This is a genomic window from Rhodococcus sp. NPDC006774 (assembly GCF_040636045.1).
Taxonomy (GTDB): domain Bacteria; phylum Actinomycetota; class Actinomycetes; order Mycobacteriales; family Mycobacteriaceae; genus Rhodococcoides.
Map to the genome: position 1 here is coordinate 269,778 of NZ_JBEYIW010000003.1, position 24,483 is coordinate 294,260.

The 24,483-nt window shown below is 65.8% G+C and carries 23 protein-coding genes; 19 read left to right on the forward strand and 4 right to left on the reverse strand.

Translation table 11 applies throughout. The features are described 5' to 3' along the window. Positions 1-27: 27 nt before the first annotated feature. From murC to ABZ677_RS06715, 13 genes are all read left to right on the forward strand, one after another. Positions 28-1,533: a UDP-N-acetylmuramate--L-alanine ligase gene (gene murC / locus ABZ677_RS06655; protein ID WP_358367829.1), complete on the forward strand. Its 1,506-nt coding sequence runs from the start codon at positions 28-30 to the stop codon at positions 1,531-1,533. Continuing rightward, positions 1,530-2,324, forward strand: a complete 795-nt coding sequence (locus ABZ677_RS06660; protein ID WP_358367610.1) for an FtsQ-type POTRA domain-containing protein — start codon at positions 1,530-1,532, stop codon at positions 2,322-2,324. The genes murC and ABZ677_RS06660 overlap by 4 nt, the downstream gene beginning before the upstream one ends. Positions 2,325-2,496: 172 nt before the next feature. Further along, positions 2,497-3,771 carry a cell division protein FtsZ gene (gene ftsZ, locus ABZ677_RS06665; RefSeq protein WP_358367612.1) on the forward strand — a complete coding sequence of 425 codons (1,275 nt, stop codon included), beginning with the start codon at positions 2,497-2,499 and terminating at the stop codon, positions 3,769-3,771. Further along, a complete protein-coding gene (gene pgeF, locus ABZ677_RS06670; RefSeq protein ID WP_358367614.1) occupies positions 3,768-4,532 on the forward strand; it encodes a peptidoglycan editing factor PgeF in 765 nt (254 codons plus the stop codon). The genes ftsZ and pgeF overlap by 4 nt, the downstream gene beginning before the upstream one ends. Before the next feature lie 19 nt (positions 4,533-4,551). Further along, positions 4,552-5,307: a YggS family pyridoxal phosphate-dependent enzyme gene (locus ABZ677_RS06675; protein ID WP_037192800.1), complete on the forward strand. Its 756-nt coding sequence runs from the start codon at positions 4,552-4,554 to the stop codon at positions 5,305-5,307. A gap of 83 nt (positions 5,308-5,390) precedes the next feature. Then, positions 5,391-6,038 carry a cell division protein SepF gene (locus tag ABZ677_RS06680; protein ID WP_358367617.1) on the forward strand — a complete coding sequence of 216 codons (648 nt, stop codon included), beginning with the start codon at positions 5,391-5,393 and terminating at the stop codon, positions 6,036-6,038. A gap of 82 nt (positions 6,039-6,120) precedes the next feature. Further along, on the forward strand, positions 6,121-6,408 hold the full coding sequence (locus ABZ677_RS06685; protein WP_037192795.1) for a YggT family protein: 288 nt from the start codon (positions 6,121-6,123) through the stop codon (positions 6,406-6,408). A gap of 160 nt (positions 6,409-6,568) precedes the next feature. Further along, positions 6,569-7,420: a DivIVA domain-containing protein gene (locus ABZ677_RS06690; RefSeq protein ID WP_094635444.1), complete on the forward strand. Its 852-nt coding sequence runs from the start codon at positions 6,569-6,571 to the stop codon at positions 7,418-7,420. 79 nt (positions 7,421-7,499) lie between these two features. Continuing rightward, positions 7,500-7,676 (forward strand): hypothetical protein, encoded by a 177-nt coding sequence (locus tag ABZ677_RS06695; protein ID WP_037192792.1) that lies wholly within the window; start codon positions 7,500-7,502, stop codon positions 7,674-7,676. Between the two features lie 280 nt (positions 7,677-7,956). Then, positions 7,957-11,094 (forward strand): isoleucine--tRNA ligase, encoded by a 3,138-nt coding sequence (gene ileS / locus ABZ677_RS06700; RefSeq protein WP_358367621.1) that lies wholly within the window; start codon positions 7,957-7,959, stop codon positions 11,092-11,094. Then, positions 11,091-11,738 carry a peptide deformylase gene (locus tag ABZ677_RS06705; protein WP_358367624.1) on the forward strand — a complete coding sequence of 216 codons (648 nt, stop codon included), beginning with the start codon at positions 11,091-11,093 and terminating at the stop codon, positions 11,736-11,738. The genes ileS and ABZ677_RS06705 overlap by 4 nt, the downstream gene beginning before the upstream one ends. Before the next feature lie 2 nt (positions 11,739-11,740). Then, positions 11,741-13,099 carry a DNA polymerase IV gene (locus tag ABZ677_RS06710; RefSeq protein ID WP_094635441.1) on the forward strand — a complete coding sequence of 453 codons (1,359 nt, stop codon included), beginning with the start codon at positions 11,741-11,743 and terminating at the stop codon, positions 13,097-13,099. A 197-nt stretch (positions 13,100-13,296) separates the two neighbouring features. Continuing rightward, positions 13,297-13,782 carry a hypothetical protein gene (locus ABZ677_RS06715; RefSeq protein ID WP_176460707.1) on the forward strand — a complete coding sequence of 162 codons (486 nt, stop codon included), beginning with the start codon at positions 13,297-13,299 and terminating at the stop codon, positions 13,780-13,782. Between the two features lie 99 nt (positions 13,783-13,881). On the opposite strand, the gene ABZ677_RS06720 is transcribed toward ABZ677_RS06715, so the two are convergent. Both ABZ677_RS06720 and ABZ677_RS06725 read right to left on the reverse strand, forming a co-directional pair. Continuing rightward, the gene (locus ABZ677_RS06720) at positions 13,882-14,625 is read right to left on the reverse strand and encodes a hypothetical protein (RefSeq protein ID WP_358367629.1); all 744 of its coding nucleotides are present in this window, start codon (positions 14,623-14,625) and stop codon (positions 13,882-13,884) included. Then, positions 14,622-15,593: a hypothetical protein gene (locus ABZ677_RS06725; RefSeq protein ID WP_358367632.1), complete on the reverse strand. Its 972-nt coding sequence runs from the start codon at positions 15,591-15,593 to the stop codon at positions 14,622-14,624. Before ABZ677_RS06725 ends, ABZ677_RS06720 begins: the two co-directional genes overlap by 4 nt. 89 nt (positions 15,594-15,682) lie before the next feature. Between ABZ677_RS06725 and lspA the strand changes: the two genes are divergently transcribed. The 4 genes from lspA to dnaE all read left to right on the forward strand — a co-directional run bounded on the left by lspA (position 15,683) and on the right by dnaE (position 21,586). Then, positions 15,683-16,315 (forward strand): signal peptidase II, encoded by a 633-nt coding sequence (gene lspA, locus ABZ677_RS06730; protein WP_358367635.1) that lies wholly within the window; start codon positions 15,683-15,685, stop codon positions 16,313-16,315. Continuing rightward, positions 16,312-17,238: an RluA family pseudouridine synthase gene (locus ABZ677_RS06735; RefSeq protein ID WP_032394372.1), complete on the forward strand. Its 927-nt coding sequence runs from the start codon at positions 16,312-16,314 to the stop codon at positions 17,236-17,238. The genes lspA and ABZ677_RS06735 overlap by 4 nt, the downstream gene beginning before the upstream one ends. Next, positions 17,238-17,903: a hypothetical protein gene (locus tag ABZ677_RS06740; RefSeq protein ID WP_358367832.1), complete on the forward strand. Its 666-nt coding sequence runs from the start codon at positions 17,238-17,240 to the stop codon at positions 17,901-17,903. The genes ABZ677_RS06735 and ABZ677_RS06740 overlap by 1 nt, the downstream gene beginning before the upstream one ends. Positions 17,904-18,049: 146 nt before the next feature. Continuing rightward, positions 18,050-21,586 carry a DNA polymerase III subunit alpha gene (gene dnaE, locus ABZ677_RS06745; RefSeq protein WP_037192775.1) on the forward strand — a complete coding sequence of 1,179 codons (3,537 nt, stop codon included), beginning with the start codon at positions 18,050-18,052 and terminating at the stop codon, positions 21,584-21,586. On the opposite strand, the gene ABZ677_RS06750 is transcribed toward dnaE, so the two are convergent. Further along, positions 21,557-21,826, reverse strand: coding sequence for a hypothetical protein (locus ABZ677_RS06750; RefSeq protein WP_052047837.1), 270 nt, complete (start codon positions 21,824-21,826; stop codon positions 21,557-21,559). The genes dnaE and ABZ677_RS06750 overlap by 30 nt on opposite strands. A 157-nt stretch (positions 21,827-21,983) precedes the next feature. Between ABZ677_RS06750 and ABZ677_RS06755 the strand changes: the two genes are divergently transcribed. Then, positions 21,984-22,418, forward strand: a complete 435-nt coding sequence (locus tag ABZ677_RS06755; protein ID WP_094635438.1) for a nitroreductase family deazaflavin-dependent oxidoreductase — start codon at positions 21,984-21,986, stop codon at positions 22,416-22,418. A gap of 106 nt (positions 22,419-22,524) precedes the next feature. After that, complete coding sequence (gene ilvA / locus ABZ677_RS06760) at positions 22,525-23,880, forward strand: threonine ammonia-lyase IlvA (RefSeq protein ID WP_094635437.1); 1,356 nt, start codon at positions 22,525-22,527, stop codon at positions 23,878-23,880. Between the two features lie 29 nt (positions 23,881-23,909). Here the strand turns inward: ilvA and ABZ677_RS06765 are convergent, their stop codons facing one another. Further along, a complete protein-coding gene (locus ABZ677_RS06765; RefSeq protein WP_094635640.1) occupies positions 23,910-24,434 on the reverse strand; it encodes a TetR/AcrR family transcriptional regulator in 525 nt (174 codons plus the stop codon). Positions 24,435-24,483 lie beyond the last annotated feature (49 nt).

Genomic DNA, 24,483 nt, shown 5'->3' on the forward strand with positions numbered 1-24,483 from the left:
GACGTCCGCGTGACAACTGAGGGTGCGATGTCGGATCTGCCGGCAGAGCTCGAACGAGTACACATGGTGGGCATCGGTGGTGCCGGAATGTCCGGCATCGCGCGGATCCTGCTGGCTCGCGGGGGACAGGTGTCGGGTTCGGATGCCAAGGAATCGCGCGGCGTGCTCGCATTGCGTGCACGCGGTGCCCAGGTCCGCATCGGTCACGACGCCAGCGCTCTGGACATGATCGACGGCGGACCCACCGTGGCGGTGACGACCCACGCCGCAATTCCCCAGTCCAATCCCGAACTCGTCGAAGCTCGGGAACGCGGAATCCCGGTGGTGCTGCGACCGGCCGTGCTGTCCTCTCTCATGCAGGGATACCGCACGTTGTTGGTCTCGGGTACGCACGGGAAGACGTCGACGACCTCGATGCTGGTCGTCGCCCTCCAGCACTGCGGGTTCGATCCGTCGTTCGCCGTCGGGGGAGAACTCAACGAGGCCGGGACCAACGCCCACCACGGCAGCGGCGACGTGTTCGTGGCCGAGGCGGACGAGAGTGACGGCTCGCTGCTGCAGTACACGGCCAACGTCATCATCGTGACCAATATCGAGGCCGATCACCTGGACTACTTCGGCACCACCGACGCCTACGTTCAGGTGTTCGACGATTTCGCCGCGCTGCTCGGTCCGGGCGGTGTGCTCGTGGCCTGTATGGACGATCCGGGTTCGGCGGCGCTGGCTCGCCGCGTGGTCGAGCGGAACCTTCCCGGAGTGAAGGTGCTGGGATACGGGTCCTCGGACGTCGACGCGGGGCCGGTCGAGATGGCCGTTCGACTGCTGGCGTGGGAGCCCGAGGACATCGGCGGTGTCGCGCAGTTGCAGATCGCAGGCGAGGACGCGGCGCGCACCGTTCGGCTCGGTGTTCCGGGACGCCACACCGCCCTCAACGCGCTGGCGGCGTTCGTCGCGGCGCGTCAGGTCGGTGCCGGTGTCGAGGAATTGCTGGCCGGGCTCACCGGTTTCGGCGGAGTCCACCGGCGCTTCCAGTTCACCGGGCGTGAGCACGGCGTCCGCGTGTTCGACGACTACGCGCACCACCCGACCGAGGTGCGTGCAGTGTTGACGGCCGCGCAGGCTCTCGTGGCGGGCCAGGACCGTTCGGGTCTCGAGCAGGGACGGGTGGTGGTGGTGTTTCAGCCGCACCTGTACTCGCGGACCGCGACGTTCGCCGAGGAGTTCGGTGCCGCATTGTCGTTGGCCGACGAGATCGTCGTGCTCGACGTCTACGGCGCGCGCGAGGAACCGTTGCCCGGTGTGACGGGGGCGCTGGTTGCCGCGTCGGTGACCAAGCCGGTCAACTACCAGCCGGATCTGTCGTTGGTGGCCAAGCAGGTCGCCCATCTGAGTATGCCCGGCGATGTCGTCATCACCATGGGCGCAGGCGACGTGACGATGCTCGGCGGACCGATTCTCGATGCGCTTCGCTCGAAGACCGATTTCGGTGCTGCGACCGGCCGCGGGGTACCGAAGGATCGGCCGTCGACGTGACCCGCCGCTCCGATCGAGTCCGTTCTTCGAGGTCGGGAACAGCTGCAGGAGAGGGTGATTCGCCGTCCGCGGTCACCGACAAGCAGGCGCGCGCTCTGGCGCGGGAAGAAGAGCGCGCCCGGGTGAAGCGGTCGCGGCGCAAGGCCCTGCTCATCGCGCTGGCCGTGGTGGTCGTCGTGGTGGGATCAGCTGTGCTGGTGTACTTCACACCGTTGCTGTCCGTTCGCACCATTGCGGTCGCGGGGGCATCGTCGGTGTCCGAGGAGGAAATCCTGGAACGGCTCGACGTACCCGTCGGCCTTCCGCTGGTTCGGGTGGACACGGCGGCCGCGGCGCAGCGGGTGGCGACGATTCCGGCGCTGGCCACGGTTCGAGTGCAGCGAAAGTATCCGTCCACCGTTCAGGTGACGGTCGAGGAGCGAGTTCCGGTGGCGTTCTTCGATTCTCCGGATGGCACCCATCTCCTCGACTCCACCGGCGTCGATTTTGCGATCGCGCCACCACCGCCCGGAGTGGTGCGTCTGGTGACCGACAACCCGGTGTTCGGTGATCCGGTGACCGAAGATGCACTCGGGGTTCTCGATACGTTGCCACCGCTGCTGCGCGATCAGGCGGGAGAGGTGCGGGCGAGCACGTTGTCCGACATCTCGATTCTGCTGCTCGACGGGCGCACCGTGGTGTGGGGCAGCAAGGACGACTCGGAACGCAAGGCCGCAGTTGCGATCGCGTTGCTGTCCCAGCCCGGGCAGATCTTCGACGTGTCGAGTCCGGATCTGCCCACCACCAAATAGTTTCGACGCGCGTGACGGGAATTTCTCGCGCGGCGTCGGCGCGCCTAATGGCGATAGTCGTCGGCGATGAATAGCGTTTCGACCAGTTCAGTACTTGACATAACTCTAAGCCTGTGGTTTAGGTTGAGGGTTTTCCACATTTCACGCAACAATCCACGGAAGGCGAGAGCCCATGACGCCCCCGCACAACTACCTCGCCGTAATCAAGGTCGTCGGCATCGGCGGCGGCGGCGTGAACGCGGTCAACCGCATGATCGAACAGGGACTCAAGGGAGTCGAGTTCATCGCGGTCAACACCGACGCTCAGGCCTTGCTGATGAGTGACGCAGACGTCAAGCTCGACGTGGGTCGCGAACTGACTCGCGGACTCGGCGCAGGTGCCGACCCAGAGGTCGGCCGCCGCGCAGCGGACGATCACAAGGACGAGATCGAAGAGGTGCTCAAGGGTGCCGACATGGTGTTCGTCACCGCAGGCGAGGGTGGTGGCACCGGAACCGGTGGTGCTCCCGTCGTCGCCAACATCGCTCGCAAGCTCGGTGCGCTGACCGTCGGTGTCGTCACCCGGCCGTTCTCGTTCGAGGGCAAGCGGCGCGGTGGACAGGCCGACACCGGAATCCAGCAGCTCCGTGAGTCCTGCGACACGCTCATCGTGATCCCCAACGATCGACTTCTCCAGCTCGGCGACGCGGCCGTGAGCCTCATGGACGCATTCCGCAGCGCCGACGAGGTACTGCTCAACGGCGTCCAGGGCATCACCGACCTGATCACCACTCCCGGCCTGATCAACGTCGACTTCGCCGACGTCAAGGGCGTCATGTCCGGGGCAGGCAGCGCGTTGATGGGTATCGGATCCTCACGCGGTGAGGGTCGAGCCATCAAGGCAGCCGAGTCGGCGATCAACTCGCCGCTGCTCGAAGCCTCGATGGAAGGTGCACGCGGTGTGCTGCTCTCCATCGCCGGTGGATCCGACCTCGGTCTGTTCGAGATCAACGAGGCCGCCTCGCTGGTGCAGGAAGCCGCACACATCGACGCCAACATCATCTTCGGCACCGTCATCGACGACTCCCTCGGCGACGAGGTCCGCGTGACCGTCATCGCCGCGGGCTTCGACGGCGGAACTCCGACCCGACGTCCGGTCGAAGCGGCTGCCTCCACGCGTGGCCCGATCGGATCTGCTCGCTCGGGCGAGGTGTCCTCCAGGTCGAGCGACAGTTCCGACGGTGCTGTGTTCCGCGATCCGGTCGGCGCACCGAGTGGTAGCAGTCTGCCGCCGCTGAACTCGTCGAGCTCGTCCAACCGCGAATCGTCGAGCCGCGAATCCGCAGCCGGTCACGGCCGTGAATCGGCCGGCCAGGGCCGCGAATCCGTCGGGTCCGGCCGTCGCGTGCCGATCGCCGAGGACGAGGGCGAAGACGAAGTCGATGTGCCGTCCTTCATGCGGCGGTGAGTGACACCGCATCCGCCGGTCCGTTTCGTGTCCGACGCGTCTCGACGACGCGGGAGGGCGGCGTCTCGGCACCGCCGTTCGACACGTTCAATCTCGGCGACCACGTCGGTGACGACCCCGCTGCGGTGGAGGCCAACCGTCGACGCCTGGGTGACCGATTGGGCATGGGACTCGAACGGCTCGTCTTCATGGAGCAGGTCCACGGACGCACTGTCACGGTGGTCGACGGTCCGGTGTCCGAGCCGGTACCGATGACCGATGCGTTGGTGACGATGCAACGTGACCTCGGTTTGGTGGTGCTCACTGCCGACTGCGTGCCGGTCCTGCTCTCCGACGAGGAGGCCGGGGTGATCGCCGCCGTGCATGCCGGACGGGTCGGTGCCCGCATCGGCATCGTTCCTCGGGTGTTGGCCGCGATGGTCGAACTCGGTGCTGTCCCGTCGCGGATCGGCGCATTTCTGGGTCCGGCCGCGAGCGGTCGGCAGTACGAGGTGCCCGCGTCCATGCGAGCGGACGTCGACAAACATCTGCCGGGCAGCGCGACGACGACGGTCCGCCGTACGCCGGGGCTCGACATTCCCGCCGGTATCCGCACTCAACTGCTCGCTGCGGGAGTGTCCGGGGTGGCGCAGGATCCGCGGTGCACCATCGAGGACCGGGCCTTGTTCAGCCACCGTCGCGAAGGGTCGACCGGCCGCATTGCCAGTGTCGTCTGGATGGACACATCCGCAGGAGATCGGCCGGAAACGGCCGATCGGTGAATCGGCAGAGAAGGTTGTCATGAGCGAACCCACCGACAGCGGTTCGGGCACGGACCGGGCGCGAGAGATCGAGACGGCGTTGACGTCGGTGCGCGAGCGGCTTCATCGCGCCTGTGTCGATGCAGGCCGGTCGCCTGCCGACGTGGCTCTGCTGCCGGTGACCAAGTTCTTCCCTGCCTCGGACGTACGGATCCTGTACGACCTCGGGTGTCGCGATTTCGGAGAGTCCCGGGAGCAGGACGCGTCGCCCAAGGTCGCCGAGACCGCCGAGGCTTTCCGCGGCGATCCGCCTCGGTGGCACATGATCGGTCACCTGCAGCGAAACAAGGCGAAGTCGGTGGCCGCCTGGGCGCACTCCATTCATTCGGTGGACAGTGCGCGGTTGGTGGCCGCGCTGTCCAAGGCGACGACGGCGGCACTGGACGAGGGCGTGCGTCGGACCGAACTCGACGTGATCGTTCAGGTCAGTCTCGACGGGGATGTGCACCGCGGAGGCGTCGAACGTGACGAACTGCGCGAGCTCGCGGACGCGGTGTCGAATGCGTCCGGATTGCGTCTCGCCGGATTGATGGCGGTGCCGCCGCTCGATGCCGATCCGGACGCCGCATTCGCCGACCTCGAGAGTCTGCATCGCCGGCTGTCGGCCGACCATCCAGGAGCGCTCGAGCTGTCCGCAGGCATGACCGGAGACCTGGAAGCTGCTGTGCGGCACGGATCGACGTGCGTGCGTGTCGGTACCGCAATACTCGGCGCGCGGCCGATAACCTCGCAATAACAGTCCATGGATCACATCAGTCACAACAGACACTTGCGAACCTGGAGATGGACAGTAGACACACCGCCACGGAAGGCAGAACGATGAGCACCCTGCACAAGTTCAAGGCGTACTTCGGCATGGTTCCGCTCGCCGACTACGAGGACGACTACCTCGACGATCCGGACACGCGACGCAGCTCCCGTGGTGGTCGCGACAGCTACGACGACATGGACGAGCGCGAGTTCGTGAAGCCGTCGTTCGGTGGATCTCGGCACTCGCAGGTCGAGGACGACTACGACGATTACGAGGCACCGCGTCCGGCGGCCACGCTGGCACCGATCGGTGGACGAGGACGTGGCGTGGCATCGACCACGCGAGGTGCGGCAACCAGGGGAGCGCTCGCCATGGACACTCGGATGGACGTGCGCGCGGAGACCCGACGTAGCCCGATCGTGGACGACGGTGGCCCGCTCTCGAAGATCACCACGTTGCGACCGCGCGACTACAGCGAGGCACGCACCATCGGTGAGCGCTTCCGCGACGGCACTCCGGTCATCATGGACCTGGTCGAGATGAGCAACGCGGACGCCAAGCGTCTGGTGGATTTCGCTGCCGGGCTCGCTTTTGCACTGCGCGGTTCCTTCGACAAGGTGGCGACGAAGGTCTTCCTGCTCTCGCCCGCCGACGTCGACGTCTCGCCGCAGGAGCGCAGGCGCATCGCCGAGACCGGTTTCTACAGTCAGCAGTGAGAGATTCACTGTTCGGGGTGGTAGTACAGGGCTGTGACCAGCGCGCTTTGCTCAGCCCGGCGAATTCAGGCAGAGTATAGCCGTGATCGTGTTCACGGTGATCAACATCGTATTGTTTCTTTTTTGGCTCCTTCTCATCGGTCGAATCATCGTCGAGTTCATCAGAACTTTTGCGAGAGATTGGCAACCGACCGGGGTGGTCGTCATCCTGCTGGAGGCGATCTTCACGGTCACCGACCCGCCGGTGAAGTTCCTCCGGAAGATAATTCCGCCGCTCAACCTCGGTGGAGTTCGACTGGACCTGTCCATCATGGTCCTGTTGTTCGTCGTCTTCATCGCGTGGAATGTGACCAGCGGTCTCGCGGCCTGAGATCGCAGACGAAATGTTAGAACGCGGGACCCAGCGCATGCTGCGTGTCCCGTGTGACAGAATGGACGCCAGTTACAGTTTGATTGTTCTGCACTCGCGCGGAATGGCATATAACTGAATGCTTGCTCTACCGCCCCAAGACGCGTGAAGGGATCCTTCCATGCCGCTGACTCCAGCTGATGTGCACAATGTCGCGTTCAGCAAGCCGCCCATCGGTAAGCGCGGTTACAACGAAGACGAGGTCGACGCTTTTCTCGACCTCGTCGAGCAAGAGTTGTCGCGACTGATCGAAGAGAACGCCGACCTACGCCAGCGAGTCGGTGAGCTCGACCAGGAGCTCGCGGATGCCAAGAACGCTGCGCGGCAGAACCCGCAACCGGCGCAGGTCGCGGCACCGAAGGCCGAGCCGCAGCGCCCGGTGGATCCCCCCAAGCCGCCGCCCGTCGCAGCGCAGCCCGCGCCGGTCGCGCCCGTTGCAGCAGCCCCGCAGCAGAGCGGCGACTCCAACATGCAGGCCGCCAAGATTCTGGGCCTCGCTCAGGAGATGGCCGATCGCCTCACCGGTGATGCCAAGTCGGAGTCCGAGCAGCTGCTCGGTAACGCGCGCACCAACGCCGAGCGTTTGGTTTCGGATGCACGTACGCGTTCGGAGTCGATGATGTCCGAGGCTCGGCAGAAGTCCGAGTCGCTGCTGTCCGACGCACAGACGCGGTCGGAGACCCAGCTGCGTCAGGCCAAGGAGAAGGCCGACGCACTGCAGGCCGACGCCGAGCGCAAGCACACCGAGATCATGGCGACGATCAACCAGCAGCGGTCCGTGCTCGAAGGTCGTATCGAGCAGCTCAAGACATTCGAGCGTGAGTACCGCGTGCGGCTCAAGTCCTACCTCGAATCGCAGCTCGAAGAGCTCGAGAACCGTTCCTCGGCGTTGCCGGTGGACAACGGGCAGGACAACTTCAACCAGGACAACCAGTCCTCGGGGTACAGCCAGTCGTACGCCAAGGGCAACTGACGCACCACCGAACTCCGACGCTGTCGATCGCGACAGCGTCGGACCAGGTTGTCGCGTCGAGTGGTGAGCGAGGAGTCCCGTGTTGGTCCTGACTCTCGGCGCAGCAGCGATCGGCTTCGGCTTTCTGGTTCTCGCCCTGATGACGGGTTCGGTTGTCTGGGCGTGGGCCTGCATCGTCGTTTGTATCGTGGGTGCAGTGCTACTGCTCGTCGGAGCGCTCACGGGCCGACGGCCTCCGTCCGAGCTCGACAGGTAGCATCACGACTCAGGCAGTCAGATTCAAGGCGTCGATCCGGCCATCACCGGGGAGCTTTCGGAAGAACGACGTCGGCACGAAACGCCCTGGTGTTTCGGAACGGCGTTCAGTAGAACCGAACGGGTGAGCCCGTCACAGCTCATCAGGAGTGGCGCGCTCCGACTCGAGAGCGTGCAAGCGGGGTGGTACCGCGGTACCGGGCGTACGAATCGCCCGGATGTCGTCCCCGTGCCAACTTTGCGTCGCGTTAGAAACGCGGCCGGCACGGAGGAGACACGACATGACAGATGCAACCGCACGTCCGAACTCGAAGTCCTACCCGCTGGTGGATCTGGCCGAGGGCCGATCGGGCAGCGTCCCGTTTCCCGATCTCGAGCGCATCGTGCTGCACGAGTGGGCCGAGGACGGCACGTTTCGAGCCAGCATCGACAATCGAGCGGATGCCGAGGAGTTCGTCTTCTACGACGGCCCACCCTTCGCCAACGGTCTGCCGCACTACGGTCACCTGCTCACCGGCTACGTCAAGGACCTCGTCCCGCGATTCCAGACGATGCGGGGCAAGAAGGTCGAGCGTCGCTTCGGGTGGGATTGTCACGGTCTGCCCGCCGAGCTGGAAGCGGAGAAGCAGCTCGGTATCAAGGACAAGTCCGAGATCGACGAGATGGGCCTGGCGAAGTTCAACGCCTACTGCAAGCAGTCGGTACTCCAGTACACCGACGAGTGGCGGGACTACGTCACCCGGCAGGCACGGTGGGTCGACTTCGACAACGACTACAAGACCCTCGACGTCGACTTCATGGAGTCGGTCATGTGGGCGTTCAAGACGCTGCACGACAAGGGCCTGATCTACCAGGGATACCGAGTTCTGCCGTACAGCTGGTACGAGCAGACGCCCTTGTCCAATCAGGAGACCCGCCTGGACGACGCGTACAAGATGCGTCAGGATCCCGCGGTCACCGTCACGATGCCGTTGACGGCTCCCGGCTCGCCCCTGGACGGTGCGAACGCGCTGATCTGGACCACCACGCCGTGGACCCTGCCGTCGAACCTGGCGATCGCGGTGCATCCCGAGGTGCAGTACGTGCAGGTGCGAGGCGGCGGCGGTGAGCGTTACGTACTTGCCGCGCAGCGACTCTCGCACTATGCGAAGGAACTCGGCGAGGAGCCCGAGGTGCTCTCGGAGCACACCGGCTCCGACATGGTCGGACTGTCCTACACACCGCCGTACGACTTCTTCCTCGGCCACGAGAACGCGCACCGCGTACTCGAGGCCGACTACGTCACCACCGATTCGGGCACCGGAATCGTCCACCTCGCACCGGCTTTCGGTGAGGAGGACATGGACGTCGCCACCGCCAACGGAATCGAGGTGGTGCAACCGCTCGACGCAGGTGGCAAGTTCACCTCGTTGGTTCCGCCGTACGAGGGCCTGATGGTGTTCGACGCCAATCCGGTGATCATCAAGGACCTCAAGGCCTCCGGTCGGTTGCTGCGGCACGAGACCATCGAGCACTCGTACCCCCATAGCTGGCGCAGTGGTCAGCCGCTGATCTACATGGCGGTGCCGTCGTGGTTCGTCGCGGTGACCAAATTTCGCGATCGGATGGTCGAGCTGAACCAGGAGATCACCTGGGTGCCCGAGCACATCAAGGACGGCCAGTTCGGCAAGTGGCTCGAAGGTGCACGCGACTGGAACATCAGTCGAAACCGGTACTGGGGCAGCCCGATTCCGGCGTGGACGTCCGACGACCCGGCCTACCCGCGCCTGGACGTGTACGGCAGCCTGGACGAGCTCGAGCGTGACTTCGGCGTGCGTCCGACGGATCTGCATCGTCCGTACATCGATGACCTGACGCGACCCAACCCGGACGACCCGACCGGCAAGTCGACGATGCGCCGCGTCCCCGAGGTGCTGGACTGCTGGTTCGAGTCCGGCTCGATGCCGTATGCGCAGGTGCATTTCCCGTTCGAGAACGAGGAGTGGTTCCAGACACACAACCCGGGCGATTTCATCGTCGAGTACAACGGGCAGACGCGCGGCTGGTTCTACACCCTGCACGTGCTCGCGACCGCGCTCTTCGATCGACCTGCGTTCAAAACGGTTGCCGCACATGGCATCGTGCTCGGCGACGACGGCCTGAAGATGAGCAAGTCCAAGGGCAACTACCCGGACGTCAAGGAGGTCTTCGACCGCGACGGCTCCGACGCCATGCGGTGGTTCCTGATGTCCTCACCGATCCTGCGCGGCGGCAACCTCATCGTCACCGAGCAGGGCATCCGCGAGGGCGTTCGCCAGGCGTTGCTGCCGATCTGGAATGCATGGAGTTTCCTGCAGCTCTACGCGTCGACGCCAGGGCAGTGGCGAACCGATTCGCCGCACGTGCTCGATCGCTACGTGTTGGCCAAGCTGTCGGCCACTCGCGACGCGATCACCGATGCGCTCGAGGGCAACGACATCGCCGGTGCCTGCGACGAGCTGCGCACGTTCTGCGATGCGTTGACCAATTGGTATGTGCGACGGTCTCGCTCGCGGTTCTGGAGCGAGGACGCCGACGCGATCGACACCCTGCACACCGTGCTCGAGGTGCTCACTCGCATCGCCGCTCCACTGTTGCCGCTGATCAGCGAGGTGGTATGGCGCGGATTGACCGGTGGCCGCTCGGTGCACCTGACCGACTGGCCCGAGGCAGGGGACCTGCCGTCGGATCCCGAACTGGTCGAGAGCATGGACGAGGTCCGCACCGTGTGCTCGACGGTTCTGGGCCTGCGCAAGGCGCAGAACCTGCGCGTGCGGTTGCCGCTGCCCGAGGTGACGGTCGCGGCCGCCGATGCGGAGCGGCTGCGTCCGTTCGTCGACATCATCTCCGACGAGGTCAACGTCAAGAAGGTCGACCTGACCGAGGACGTCGCCGTTCACGGAAAGTTCGAGCTCGTCGTCAATGCCCGCGCTGCCGGTCCGCGTATCGGCAAGGACGTCCAGACGGTCATCAAGGCCGTCAAGGCAGGCGATTGGTCCGAGGACGCAGACGGTGTGGTCAGCGCAGCAGGAATCGCGTTGCTGCCGGAGGAGTACACGCGCAAACTCGTTGCCGCCGAACCCGAATCGACGGCGCCGCTGCCCGGAAACGCCGGACTCGTCGTGCTCGATTCCGCCGTCACCGAGGAGCTGGAGGCGGAGGGCTGGGCCAAGGACCGCATCCGCGAACTGCAGGATGCGCGTCGTAATCACGGATTCGACGTCTCGGACCGCATCGACATCGTCATCGAGGTGCCCGAACACCGACAGGCGTGGCTCGACACCCATCGAGATCTGATCGCAGGCGAGGTGCTCGCACTCTCGCTCGTCGACGGACGCGTCGGAGACGACGGCAGCGATCTCGGTGAGGGAGTGCGGGCAGCGATCACCAAGTCGTCATGATCGACGGCGACGTGTCGGTCGACGCCGTCCGCGAGCTTCTTTCCGAGGCCCGCGGCGGCGTCGTGCCCATCGTCGCTGCAGGTGACCCGGTCCTGCGGTCCGGGGCTGCGCGGTATTCCGGTCAGCTCGACTCCGAGACGTTCGCGGAGTTGATCGAGGTGATGCGCGCGACCATGCACGACGCGCCCGGTGTCGGTCTGGCCGCACCGCAGATCGGCATCCCGCTGCAGATCGCGGTGATCGAGGATCTGTACGACGTCGGAGCGGATGTGGCCCGGGTACGGGAGCGCACGCCGCTGCCGTTCCGCGTACTGGTCAATCCGCGGTACACCCCGGTCGGGTCGCGGACCGCAGGGTTCTACGAGGGATGCCTCAGTGTTCCCGGGTATCAGGCCGTCGTGACGCGCGCGGCCGAGGTGCGGCTCGAGTGCACCGACGAGTCGGGCCGCGAGATCGACGAGGTGGTTCGTGGTTGGCCGGCCAGAATCGTGGCCCACGAGACCGATCATCTCCACGGCACCCTGTACATCGACACGGCGCACATGCGATCGCTGACGACGAGCGTGGTGTACGGCGAGCTGTGGTCGGATCCGACTCCCGACCGTGCGGCGCAGGCGCTCGGCTTCACCGTCGATATCGGCTGACGATGTCGAACATCGCCGACGACACTCTGCGGAGTCGCCGATGGGTGCTGCACCTGGACATGGACGCGTTCTTCGCTTCCGCAGAACAGCTGACGCGCCCCACGTTGCGGGGCCGCCCGGTTCTCGTCGGCGGTGCGGGCGGGCGGGGAGTGGTGGCCGGTTGCAGCTACCAGGCCCGCGCATACGGGGCACGTTCGGCGATGCCGATGCATCAGGCCCGCCGGCTCGTCGGAGCCGGAGCCGTGGTGTTGCCGCCGCGGTTCGTTCTCTACTCCGAGCTGAGCCGACGAGCTTTCGAGGCACTCCGGGGACCGATGCCCGTCCTCGAACAACTCTCGATCGACGAGGCGTTCGGTGAGCCGCTCGAACTCGCCGGAGCGACGGTGCACGAGGTCGAACAGTTCTGCGCGGGCCTACGAGCGTTGATCCTCGCCGAGACCGGGCTGGTTGCCTCCATCGGTGCCGGATCCGGGAAGCAGATCGCCAAGATCGCGTCGGGACTGGCCAAACCCGACGGCATCACCGTCGTCGCTCCGGGAATCCAGGCCGAGCTGATGGCGGCTCTGCCGGTCCGGAAGTTGTGGGGGATCGGACCGGTGGCAGGCGAGCGATTGCGGCGCTTGGGCATCGACACCATCGGCAAGTTCGTGGCCACACCCGAGTCCGAGGTGGCGTCGATTCTCGGGGCCACGATGGGGCCGAGCCTGCATCAGCTCGCACGAGGAATCGACAATCGCGTCGTGGCCGAGCGGGCCGAGGCCAAACAGGTCAGCGCCGAGACGACGTTCGCACAGGACCTGATCTCCCTCGCTCAGCTCCGCCCGGCCATCGAGTCCATCGTCGACTCGACGCATCGCCGGTTGCTGAAGGACGGTCGGGGTGCCAGGACGGTGGTGCTCAAACTACGAAAGTCCGACATGAGCATCATCACCCGATCGGCCACGTTGCCGTACGCGACGGTGGACAAGCAGACCATCGTCGCCACGGCGCAGCGACTTGCCGTCGATCCGGTCGACGTCGGTCCGATCAGGCTGGTCGGCGTCGGACTGGCCGGGCTGTCGGCCGTGCGACAGGGATCGCTGTTTCCCGAATTGGAGTACGAGCCGGTCGCGGATGCGACGGAGGAGTCGCCCGCCCCGATCGAGGCGGCTGCGGATATCGTCGTCGAGGAAGGCCCCCGGTGGCAGCCGGGTATGGACGTCCGGCATCCCGACTTCGGTCACGGCTGGGTGCAGGGGGCCGGACACTCGGTGGTGACCGTCCGATTCGAGACCCGAACCAGCGGGCCGGGAATCGCGCGCACCTTCGCCGAATCGGACGAGAACCTGGTCCCTGCCGACGTTCTCGACAGCCTGACGTGAGTTATGGCGTCGCTGAGGAAACTCTGTGAGGTTTCACAGGTATGCCGATCGCGTTGTGACTCGGGCGTGTCGAGCTGACATAGTGGACCAGGTCCGAGACGACCCCATTCCAGACGACCGACGAGTCACAGAACGATCGAGACGTGACTCAGAGTGAAAAGGACAAGCACTTGAAGCTTCGCAACACCCGACGGACAATGGTTGCCGGCATCGCCATCGCCGCAGCGCTCACCATGACCGCCTGCAGCTCCGGAGGCGATGAAGAGCCCACCACGACGACGACGGCTGCCACCACCTCTGCGTCTGTCGCTCCCGACGCCGGTGCGTACCCCCCGGTCCCCACCGTCGAGGAGCTCAACGGCCAGCTCGCGCGCGGGCTCGACCCGAACGTTCCGGTCGAGGAGAAGGCCGCCCTGATCCAGGGTGCCTCCGCCGATCCGGAGCTGATCAACCAGGTCGCCGCCGCAGCGGTAGCCAACAACGCTCAGATCGAGATCACCAGCATCGACGATCTCGGCACCGGAGTCCTCAACGCCGGCATCACCATCACCCTCAACGGGCAGGCCAACCCCGGCACGTTCCAGTTCGTCCCCGAGGACGGCGTCTGGAAGCTGTCGAAGGACAACGCCTGCGGCATCGTGTCGCTCGCGCAGCTGACCAGCCCGGCGTGCCCCGCACCCTGAGTCCTGCCGATCGTCTCTGACCGACACGACGAACTGCCGGTGACATGTCCCCTCGGGGATGTGTCACCGGCAGTTTTTTGTCGGCCGAGTCGGCCCGATTCACATGCTGGGCGTGACCGATCGAATGCGCTCGACGGCCGCTTCGGCGACCGCGGTGACGGTCTCGGGTTCCAGACCACTCTGATCCGAGACGACGACCTGGACGACGGTCGAGTCGACCACGGCCACCACGACGTCGGAGATCAAGGTGAACCCCTCGCTGCTGGTGGTCAGGCGTATCGAGGCCGATGCATCGCCGACCGACGACTGCTCCCGGCCTGCCAACGCGTAGTCGACGCTCACCCCGTCCGCATCCGTGCCGCTGAACGCCGTGCACCCCGCCCACGCCTGCTGAACCGCCGTGAAGGCCTCGGCCGTACCCGTATCGGGGTAACTTGCCGCATCCTCGTCGATCGACGAGAAGTTCGGTCCCGAGAACCGGGCGACTGCGTTCGACGCCGCTCCGCTGCGCTGCTCCGAGATCGGTGCCAGTACCGCGGCGCACTCGGCCGGGTCGGTACCGGACTTGTCGGGGGAGTCGTACTCGGGAGCCGGGTCGAGTCCCAGATCCTGGACCGGGTCGGGGATCGAGGAGAACCCGTCCGGGAGGTCGCCGAGACCCAACATCGCCGCGGCCAGGACTCCGGAGTCGGTGATGGGGGCACCGAGCAGGGGATCGGGTGCGGAGACGGAGCTGGGTGCGACTGCAGGGGCCGGGGCAGGCTCGTCCGCGCCGCATCCGGCCGCGGCGACGCCGACGAGCGAGAGCGCCGCCAGCAGCTGCGTCGTCGTCCGCGCCGTCATCGGGCACCCCAGGTGATCGAGTCTCCGACGGTCTGACGCAGCACGGTCGTGCTGTCGGGGTCGGTGTACATCTGCTCGCCACCTGCGGTGATCGATCCGCCGACGGGGAGTGGGCGGGTCAGATCGATCTCGAGCGTTCCCGAGCCGGTGAAGGTGTACGTCGCGATGTTCAGCGTTCCGGCGTCGTCGGGCAGGTTCCATGTCGTCGATTCGGGCGTCTGGGTGATCGCGATGTCCAGGGTCGCTCGGTCACCGTCGAGTGCTCGCAGCGTGACCGTGGTGCGCTGATTCAATGTGATGCCGCTCAGCACCTGCTGATCGACGGTCCAGACGGCACCCACTCCCACCTCTGCGTCGGGAAAGTCGACGGAGCGGTACACCGCTGCGTTCAACGACCGTTCGATCGCCGCGCGGGCGGTGTCGAGGGCGGCGTCGGCGGGGGTGATGTGCAGTGCGGTGATCGCTCCCGAGTCGCTGGTCGCCAGCCGTGCCGTCGAGCCCTCGGAGGCGGACAGTGCGTCGGTCAGTCCTTCGTCGGGCGACGTCGCAGCTCCGATGGTCAGCTCGACCGAGCGCGTTGCGCCGGTCGCGGCGTCGTCGTCCGGCACGGTATCGGACGTCGACGCGGACAGGGGAACGGTCAGTTCGGGACTGGAGAAGTCCTGCGGTGCATCGTTGTTGATCTGCTGCGAGACGGTGGAGGTGGTGGTGAGGTCCACGTTCTGCTCGTCCGAGTCGGAAGTGTCGAGTGCCAGCACGCGCCGCGGCTCGGCACCGGGGTCGACGACCGTGGTCGTCGTCGGTGTCACGGCGATCGTCACCTCGTTCGAGGACGCGGCCTGTTCGGGAGCGGGATCGGTGTCGGTGCTCGAACATCCGGCGACGAGCGCCACTGCACAGCAGGCGGCGAGAAAACCGGAACGGACGGTGCCGGAGCGGACGGTGCGGATACGATCGGTCGACTTCACGGGCACCAGGCTACTGACACCGCCGGTAGTGACGGGTGGTGCGCGGCACGGATGAGGACCCGCCGCCGTCCATGCGCCATGATGGACAGGTGAGTGAAGACCGCGCCGACGATCCGCCAGCCGAGACGAGTAGTGTTCCGGCACCGAACGAGACCGCGGACTCCCAGGTGACCGATACCGACAGCGCAGTGAATCGACCACCGAAGCCGCTCAGGACACGGTTGCTGGTCGCGATCGCAGCCGTGATTCTGCTGTTCGACCTCGTGACCAAGATCGTGGTGGTGCACTACGTCAAGCCCGGCAACCCGATGTCGATCGTCGGAGACGTCGTGACGTTGCGCCTGGTGCGTAATCCCGGTGCGGCGTTCTCGATGGCCACCGGGATGACCTGGTTGCTCACGGTCGTGGCCGTCGCGGTCGTCATCGGGGTGATCAAGATCGGCCGGACGCTGCGATCGCCGTGGTGGGCACTGGGATTGGGTCTGGTTCTCGGGGGTGCCCTCGGCAACCTGATCGACCGTTTCTTCCGCGCACCGGGGCCGTTCCAGGGACACGTCGTCGACTTCGTGTCGGTGGGCTGGTGGCCGGTGTTCAACGTTGCCGACTCGTCCATCGTCTGTGGTGCGATCCTGCTCGTCGTGCTGAGCCTGTTCGGCTTCGAGCCGAACGGTGAACGGGTGACCAAGTCGAACTCCGACGCCGCAGGCGAGGCCGACAAGTGAGGGAATCGCGCTCGATGCCGGTGCCCGACGGTCTGGACGGAATGCGGGTGGACGCCGGTCTCGCTCGGCTGCTCGGGCTCTCGCGTACCGTTGCCGCGACCCTCGCCGAGGAAGGCTCTGTTCTGGTCGATCACGGTGCCGTCGGCAAGTCCGACCGGCTGGCCGCTGGTTCGTGGCTCGAAGTCACGCTGCCCGAGCCGGCCCGCGAGTTGACGATCGAGGCGGAGCCGGTCGAGGGGATGGAAATCCTCTACGCCGACGACGACATCGTGGCCGTGGACAAGCCCGTCGGGGTCGCCGCGCATGCCAGTGTCGGCTGGACCGGCCCCACCGTCATCGGTGGTCTCGCGGCCGCCGGTTTCCGAATTTCGACCTCCGGTGCGCACGAGCGGCAGGGCATCGTCCATCGCCTCGACGTCGGCACGTCCGGAGTCATGGTGGTCGCCACGTCCGAGCGGGCGTACACCGTGCTCAAGCGGGCGTTCAAGGCGCGGACCATCGACAAGCGCTACCACGCACTGGTGCAGGGCCATCCGGACCCGAGCAGTGGAACGATCGATGCCCCGATCGGTCGACACGGCAGCAACGACTGGAAGTTCGCCGTCCGTGCCGACGGCAAGCCCAGCGTCACCCACTACGACACGGTCGAAGCTTTCCAGGCCGCGAGCCTGCTGGACGTGCACTTGGAAACCGGTCGCACGCACCAGATTCGGGTGCACTTCTCGGCTCTTCGACATCCGTGCTGTGGCGATCTGACCTATGGAGCCGATCCGCGTCTGGCCGAACGATTGGGCCTGGAGCGGCAGTGGCTGCATGCCCGGTCGCTGGGCTTCGCGCATCCGTCCGACGGACGCTGGGTCGAGATCGAGAGCAAGTATCCGGCCGACCTCGAGCACGCACTCGAGGTGCTTCGGAAGGCGTGATGCGCACCAGGGGAGTCTCCGGTGTACTCGGCGGCGTCGTTGCCGCTGCGCTCGTGGTCGGGTCGCTCGCCGTGGTCGGGCACCTCAATCCGGTACGACAGCTGAGCGTGAGCACCGACCGGCTCGGCCCGGACAGCGGCGAGCAGGTGACCGACTATCTGGCCCGCGCCGAGGCGAGCCTGCGTAGCGACAACGCCGAACCTCGATGGGGCTCGGTGTCGTTCGATCGCGAACTCACCGCCGAACAGGCCTACGCCGTCGCCGACGGGATTCGTATCTCGCAGGTGGTCCTGCGTGTTCCGCTCGATCGCGTGCAGACTCCGATACACACCGTGGGCGTGCCGGGCAGCGAACGCTCGGTACTGAACTCGGTCGCGCGCGCAGCGAGCCAGGCGACCGACTCGTTCGGGGCGGGGGATCGGCAGGCGCAGATCGCCGCAGTGTCGCAGCGACGTCTCCTCGACGGGTGTGCGTGTGTGGTGACGGTGGTGGTGCGCGGGACCCCTGCCGAGTTGACCGAGCTGGCCGGCCGCGCCGATGTGCGAGCGGTGCAGGCGCTTCCGCCGGATGCAGTGTCCGGCAAGTTCGCGGTCGAGCCACTTCTGCCGGAGTACGTCGACGTCGTCGCGCCGTTGCCGGACGACGGTCCCGTGCCGGCAGAGTGAGAACATCTTTCGTCGCATCCGTCACACCTGTCACGTCCTCCCAGGACACACCGGCGGCCTGAAAATTCTGTCGGTTTCACCGCCTAGAGTGGGTGCATTCGCGGCTCGTATTATCGAAAACGCACGACCTTCAGGAGAGAACCTTCGTGGCCGATTCGTTCGTTCATCTGCACAACCACACCGAATATTCGATGCTCGACGGTGCCGCCAAGATCGGGGCGATGTTCGCCGAGGCGGCACGGTTGGAGATGACGGCGGTCGGCATGACCGACCACGGCAACATGTACGGGGCCAGCGAGTTCTACAACGAGGCCAAGAAAGCAGGCATCAAGCCGATCATCGGCATCGAGGCCTACATCGCCCCCGAGTCGCGGTTCAACAAGAAGCGCGTGCTCTGGGGTGACCGCAGTCAGAAGTCCGACGACGTCTCCGGTAGCGGTGCCTACACGCACATGACGATGGTCGCCGAGAACGCCACCGGGGTCCGCAACCTGTTCAAGCTGTCCTCGCTCGCCTCCATCGAGGGCCAGCTGGGCAAGTGGGCCCGAATGGACGAGGAGATCATCGCCTCGCACGCCGAGGGCATCATCGCCACCACGGGCTGCCCGTCGGGGGAGGTGCAGACTCGGCTCCGACTCGGCCAGGAGCGCGAAGCGCTCGAGGCCGCAGCCAAGTGGCGCGAGATCTGGGGCCCGGAGAACTTCTTTCTCGAACTGATGGATCACGGCCTGTCCATCGAGCGACGCGTCCGCGAAGGTCTGCTCGACATCGGCAAGAAGCTCTCGATCCCACCGCTGGCCACCAACGACTGCCACTACGTCACCAAGGACGCCGCCGAGAACCACGAGGCGCTGCTGTGCATCCAGACCGGTAAGACGCTCAGCGATCCCACTCGCTTCAAGTTCGACGGCGACGGCTACTACCTCAAGTCCGCCGCCGAGATGCGCGAGCTCTGGGACGATCAGGTGCCCGGTGCCTGCGACAGCACGCTGCTCATCGCCGAGCGAGTGCAGCCCTACGACGAGGTGTGGGCGCACCGCGACCGGATGCCGATCTTCCCCGTGCCCGAGGGCCACACCCAGGGCACCTGGCTGCGCCACGAGGTCATGACCGGGCTCGAGCGTCGATTCCCCGACGGACCGGCCGAGGACTACCTCGCGCGCGCGGAGTACGAGATCAAGGTCATTCTCGAGATGGGCTTCCCGGCCTACTTCCTGGTGGTCGGCGACCTGATCAACCACGCCAAGGCCGTCGGCATCCGCGTCGGGCCCGGCCGAGGATCCGCTGCCGGATCGTTGGTCGCGTACGCCATGGGCATCACCAACATCGACCCACTCCCGCACGGTCTGCTGTTCGAGCGATTCCTCAACCCCGAGCGCGTGTCGATGCCCGATATCGATATCGACTTCGACGATCGTCGCCGCGGTGAGATGGTCCGCTACGCCACCGAGAAGTGGGGCAGCGATCGAGTGGCCCAGGTGATCACGTTCGGCACCATCAAGACCAAGGCCGCCATCAAGGACTCCGCACGAGTGCAGTTCGGCCAGCCCGGCTTCGGAATCGCCGATCAGATCACCAAGGCGCTGCCGCCGCCCATCATGGCCAAGGACATCTCGGTGGCCGGCATCACCGACCCGGCGCACGAGCGGTACAAGGAAGCCGTCGAGGTTCGAGCGCTGATCGACTCCAACCCCGACGTCGCGACCATCTACAAGACGGCCAAGGGACTCGAAGGCCTGATTCGCAACGCAGGCGTGCACGCCTGCGCGGTCATCATGTCCTCCGAGCCGCTCACCGATGCCATCCCGGTGTGGAAGCGCGCGCAGGACGGCGCGATCATCACCGGCTGGGACTACCCGTCGTGCGAGGCCATCGGCCTGCTCAAGATGGACTTCCTGGGTCTGCGCAACCTCACCGTCATCGGTGACGCCATCGACAACATCAAGGCCAACCGCGGCATCGACATCGACCTCGACGCTCTCCCACTCGACGACCCGGCGACCTTCGACCTGCTCTCTCGCGGAGACACTCTCGGCGTCTTCCAGCTCGACGGCAGTGCCATGCGTGATCTGCTCCGCCGTATGCAGCCCACCGGCTTCGAGGACATCGTCGCCGTCCTGGCCCTGTACCGGCCGGGTCCGATGGGCATGAACTCGCACAACGATTACGCCGACCGCAAGAACGGTAGGCAAGAGGTCAAGCCGATTCACCCGGAGCTCGAAGAGCCGCTCAAGGTGATTCTCGGCGAGACGTACGGCCTGGTGGTCTACCAGGAGCAGATCATGCAGCTCGCGCAGAAGGTGGCCGGCTACACGCTCGGCCAGGCCGACCTGCTCCGTCGTGCCATGGGCAAGAAGAAGCTCTCCGAGCTGGAGAAGGCCTACGCCGGGTTCCGGCAGGGCATGTTGGACAACGACTTCTCCGAGGCGGCCATCAAGGCGCTGTGGGACACCGTGCTGCCCTTCGCGGGCTACGCGTTCAACAAGTCTCACTCCGCGGGCTACGGCCTGGTGTCGTACTGGACGGCATACCTCAAGGCGAACTACCCGGCCGAGTACATGGCAGGCCTGCTCACCAGCGTCGGCGACGACAAGGACAAGGCCGCGATCTACCTCGCCGACTGTCGCAAGCTCGGTATCACGGTGCTGCCACCGGACGTCAACGAGTCCGAACTGAACTTCGCGTCGGTGGGCAAGGACATCCGGTTCGGTCTCGGCGCTGTCCGCAACGTCGGTACCAATGTGGTCGCGTCGATAATCAGGGCGCGATCGGAGAAGTCGAAGTACACCGACTTCTCCGACTACCTCGGCAAGATCGACGCGATCGCGTGCAGCAAGAAGGTCACCGAATCCCTCATCAAGGCAGGTGCTTTCGACTCGCTCGATCATCCGCGCAAGGGTCTGATGCTCATCCACGCCGATGCGATCGACGCGGTGATGGGCACCAAGAAGGCCGAGGCGATCGGTCAGTTCGATCTGTTCGGCGGCGAGGATGCCGACGAGTCCATCTCCGCAGTGTTCAACGTTCGGGTGCCGGACGAGGAGTGGGAATCCAAGCACCGGCTCGCCCTCGAACGCGAGATGCTCGGCCTCTACGTCTCGGGCCACCCGCTTCTGGGCGTCGAGCACATGCTGGCCGCGAAGTCCGACTGCAACATCCCCACCATCCTCGAAGGTGACATCAAGGACGGCACTCAGGTCACCGTCGGCGGCATTCTCGCCTCGGTGAATCGTCGGATCAACAAGAACGGTTTGACGTGGGCGTCGGCTCAGCTCGAGGACCTGGCCGGTGGTATCGAGGTGCTGTTCTTCCCGCAGGCGTACTCGGTGTTCGGTGCCGACGTCACCGAGGATTCGGTGGTACTGGTCAAGGGTCGGGTCTCGGTGCGTGACGACCGGGTGTCCTTGATCGCGAACGACCTTGCGGTGCCGGATCTTTCGGCCATCGGCATCGACAAGCCGCTTGCGGTGAGTCTACCGACGCGGCTGTGCACCGCCGACAAGGTCGGCGCGCTCAAGCGGGTGTTGATCAGTCACCCGGGGACCTCGGACGTCCATCTGCGGTTGGTCAGTGGCGACAAGATCACCACGATGAAACTCGATGACAGTCTGAGGGTGACGCCGACCTCGGCGCTGATGGGAGACCTGAAGGCGCTACTGGGGCCGGGCTGCCTGACGGGCTGACGCCGGGCCGGTCGAACCGAGCTCGGTCAGGCGCAGCGTCCACCACGCGACGACGGCAACCGCTGCGCCTGCCAGCACTGCTGCCTGCAGGGAGCCGGCAATGACGAGGGTCGCGGCGAACACGAGAAATCCGAGTGCGAGGGCTTCGAGCTTGTACACGGGCCACGCGATGCCTGCGACGTCGGCGGTGCGCAGCGCGGGAGCGGGTCGACGGCTCACCTGGGTGCTCGTGTAGGTCATCGCGTTCTCCTCTGGTAACCCCGGCAGGTTCGGGTGTCCGCTGCAGGAAGTTCAGACTATACCCAACAAAAGATTCGGTCCACCGAACTTGGCCCTCGGGCCTGGCAATGTGATCGATCTCGTGGCGTCACGCCCGCGAGAGGTGTTCACTCGAGTCATGCCATTGACAGGAGAATACGAACCGAGTTCATCCGACTGGGCCCGCGAGCAGGCCGAGCTGTACGAGAACTCCGGCGGAACCGAAGGCACGATGATGAACGGCATGCCGGTGGTGCTGTTGACCACCAAGGGCAACAAGAGCGGCAAGCTGCGCAAGTCGCCGTTGATGAAGGTCGAACACGACGGCGAGTACGCCATCGTCGCCTCGCTCGGCGGAGCACCGAAGCACCCGGTCTGGTACCACAACGTCAAGGCCGAGCCGCTCGTCGAGCTGCAGGACGGTCCGGACAAGCACGACTACATCGCACGCGAAGTGACCGGCGACGAGAAGGCCGTGTGGTGGGAACGTTCGGTTGCCGCGTACCCCGACTACGCGGAGTATCAGAAGAAGACCGACCGCGAGATACCTGTTCTCGTACTCTCACGCGCCTGAAACGGCGTCGCCGGCGTTCCGGAGTCGGGCCTGCGGAACGACCCGGTCTCCAGCGTGGAACGGTCCCGGATGGGCAACCGTTCGACGCTGGTGGCAGCATGTCCTGGTGTCTTCATCCCCTGAACTCGCCTCCCAGCACTCATCGTCGGTAGCCGTCACCGCTGCCGACATCGATGCCGCTGCCGTGCGAATTTCTTCGGTGGTGGCGGCGACGCCCCTGCAGCTGTGCGAGCGACTGTCTGCGGAGACGGGTGCGAAGGTCTACCTCAAGCGCGAGGACCTGCAGATCGTGCGGTCGTACAAGATTCGCGGCGCATACAACCTGATGGATCAGCTGACTGATGCCGAGCGCTCCGTGGGCGTGGTGACGGCGAGTGCAGGCAACCATGCTCAGGGCGTCGCGTTCGCGTGCCGGACGATGCAGGTGCGGGGGCGGATCTACGTCCCGGCCAACACCCCCAAGCAGAAGCGTGACCGAATCCGGGTGCACGGCGGCGAGTTCGTCGATCTCATCGTCATCGGGGACACGTTCGACGCTGCTGCCGCTGCGGCGGCCGAGGACGTCGCTCGTACCGGTGCCACGATGGTGCCGCCGTTCGACGATCCCCGTACCGTGGCCGGCCAAGGCACCATCGCCGCCGAAATAGTCGACCAGCTCGGCAGCGCGCCGGACGTCGTCGTGATGCCCGTCGGCGGCGGAGGATGCATCGCGGGCATCTCGAGCTACCTGCGCGAGCGAGCACCGCAGACCTCACTGGTGGGCGTCGAGCCGTCCGGAGCCGCGTCGATGACCGCCGCCCTGATCGCCGGTGGCCCGGTGACGCTCTCCGACATCGATCCGTTCGTCGACGGAGCTGCCGTCCGCCGCATCGGAGACGTGCCGTACGCCGCGCTGCGGTCGCTGGGCGCGAGCGTGGTCTCGCACGCGTCGCTGCCGCTGCTCACCGCGCCGGTGTTCGACAGTGCAGGCCCCGGTGCGTTCCTGATCACGCAGATCGACGAGGGCGCTATCTGCACTGCGATGCTGGCGCTGTACCAGAACGAGGGCGTCATCGCCGAGCCTGCGGGTGCACTCGCGGTGGCTGCGCTCGAACACCTCGACATCGCCCCCGGCAGTACCGTCGTGTGCCTGGTCTCGGGTGGCAACAACGACGTCTCCCGATACGGCGAGATCCTCGAGCGCTCTCTGGTGCATTTGGGGCTCAAGCACTACTTCTTGGTGGATTTTCCGCAGGAACCCGGAGCGCTTCGCCGATTCCTCGACGAGGTACTCGGCCCCGAGGACGACATCACGCTGTTCGAGTACGTCAAGCGAAACAACCGGGAGACCGGTGCCGCACTGGTCGGCATCGAACTCGGGTTCGCGAGCGGATTGGGCCCGCTTCTGGAACGCATGCGGGATTCGCACCTGCACGTCGAGCAGCTGGAGCCGGGTTCCCCGGTGTACCGCTATCTGACCTGAGTCGGCACACCGAACGTACCCGCGCGAAGTCACCGGCCGAGAAGGCGATCGACCACCCGTCGATGCAGGTCGGGGTCCACTCCCGGAAGATCGAGGAGGGCACCGAGGTAGATCCCGTCGCCGACGAGTCTGATGATCTCGGCCTGGACCGGATCGTCGATCTCGGTGCGCAGACCCTCGTCCCACAACCGCATCATTTCGGTGACGGCGTCCTGCACCTCGCCGGAATTGCCGTCGACGCTGCGTAACGCGGCCAGGGTCGATCGATACAGCGCAATCTCCTTCTCGGAGATGGAGTCGGGCGGTTGCAGATACCACTCGGCCACCGAGGTTCCGCCTGCTGCGGCGTCGGCGCGCTGCTGATCTGCCTGGGCGCCGAGTCGTCGCACCATGGCGGCGATCAGCGCGTCCTTGGTCTTGAAGTGATAGAGCAGACCGCCCTTGGAGACGCCTGCGGCGGCGGCGACGCTGTCGAGGGTCACCTTGGTCATGCCGTGTTCGATCAGCATCGATTCGAGTGCGTCGAGTATTCGGTCGCGGGTGTCCGATGACATGAAAGTCACTTTACCGGCTGGACGGTTCGCGGTACTCTCGATCACTGTA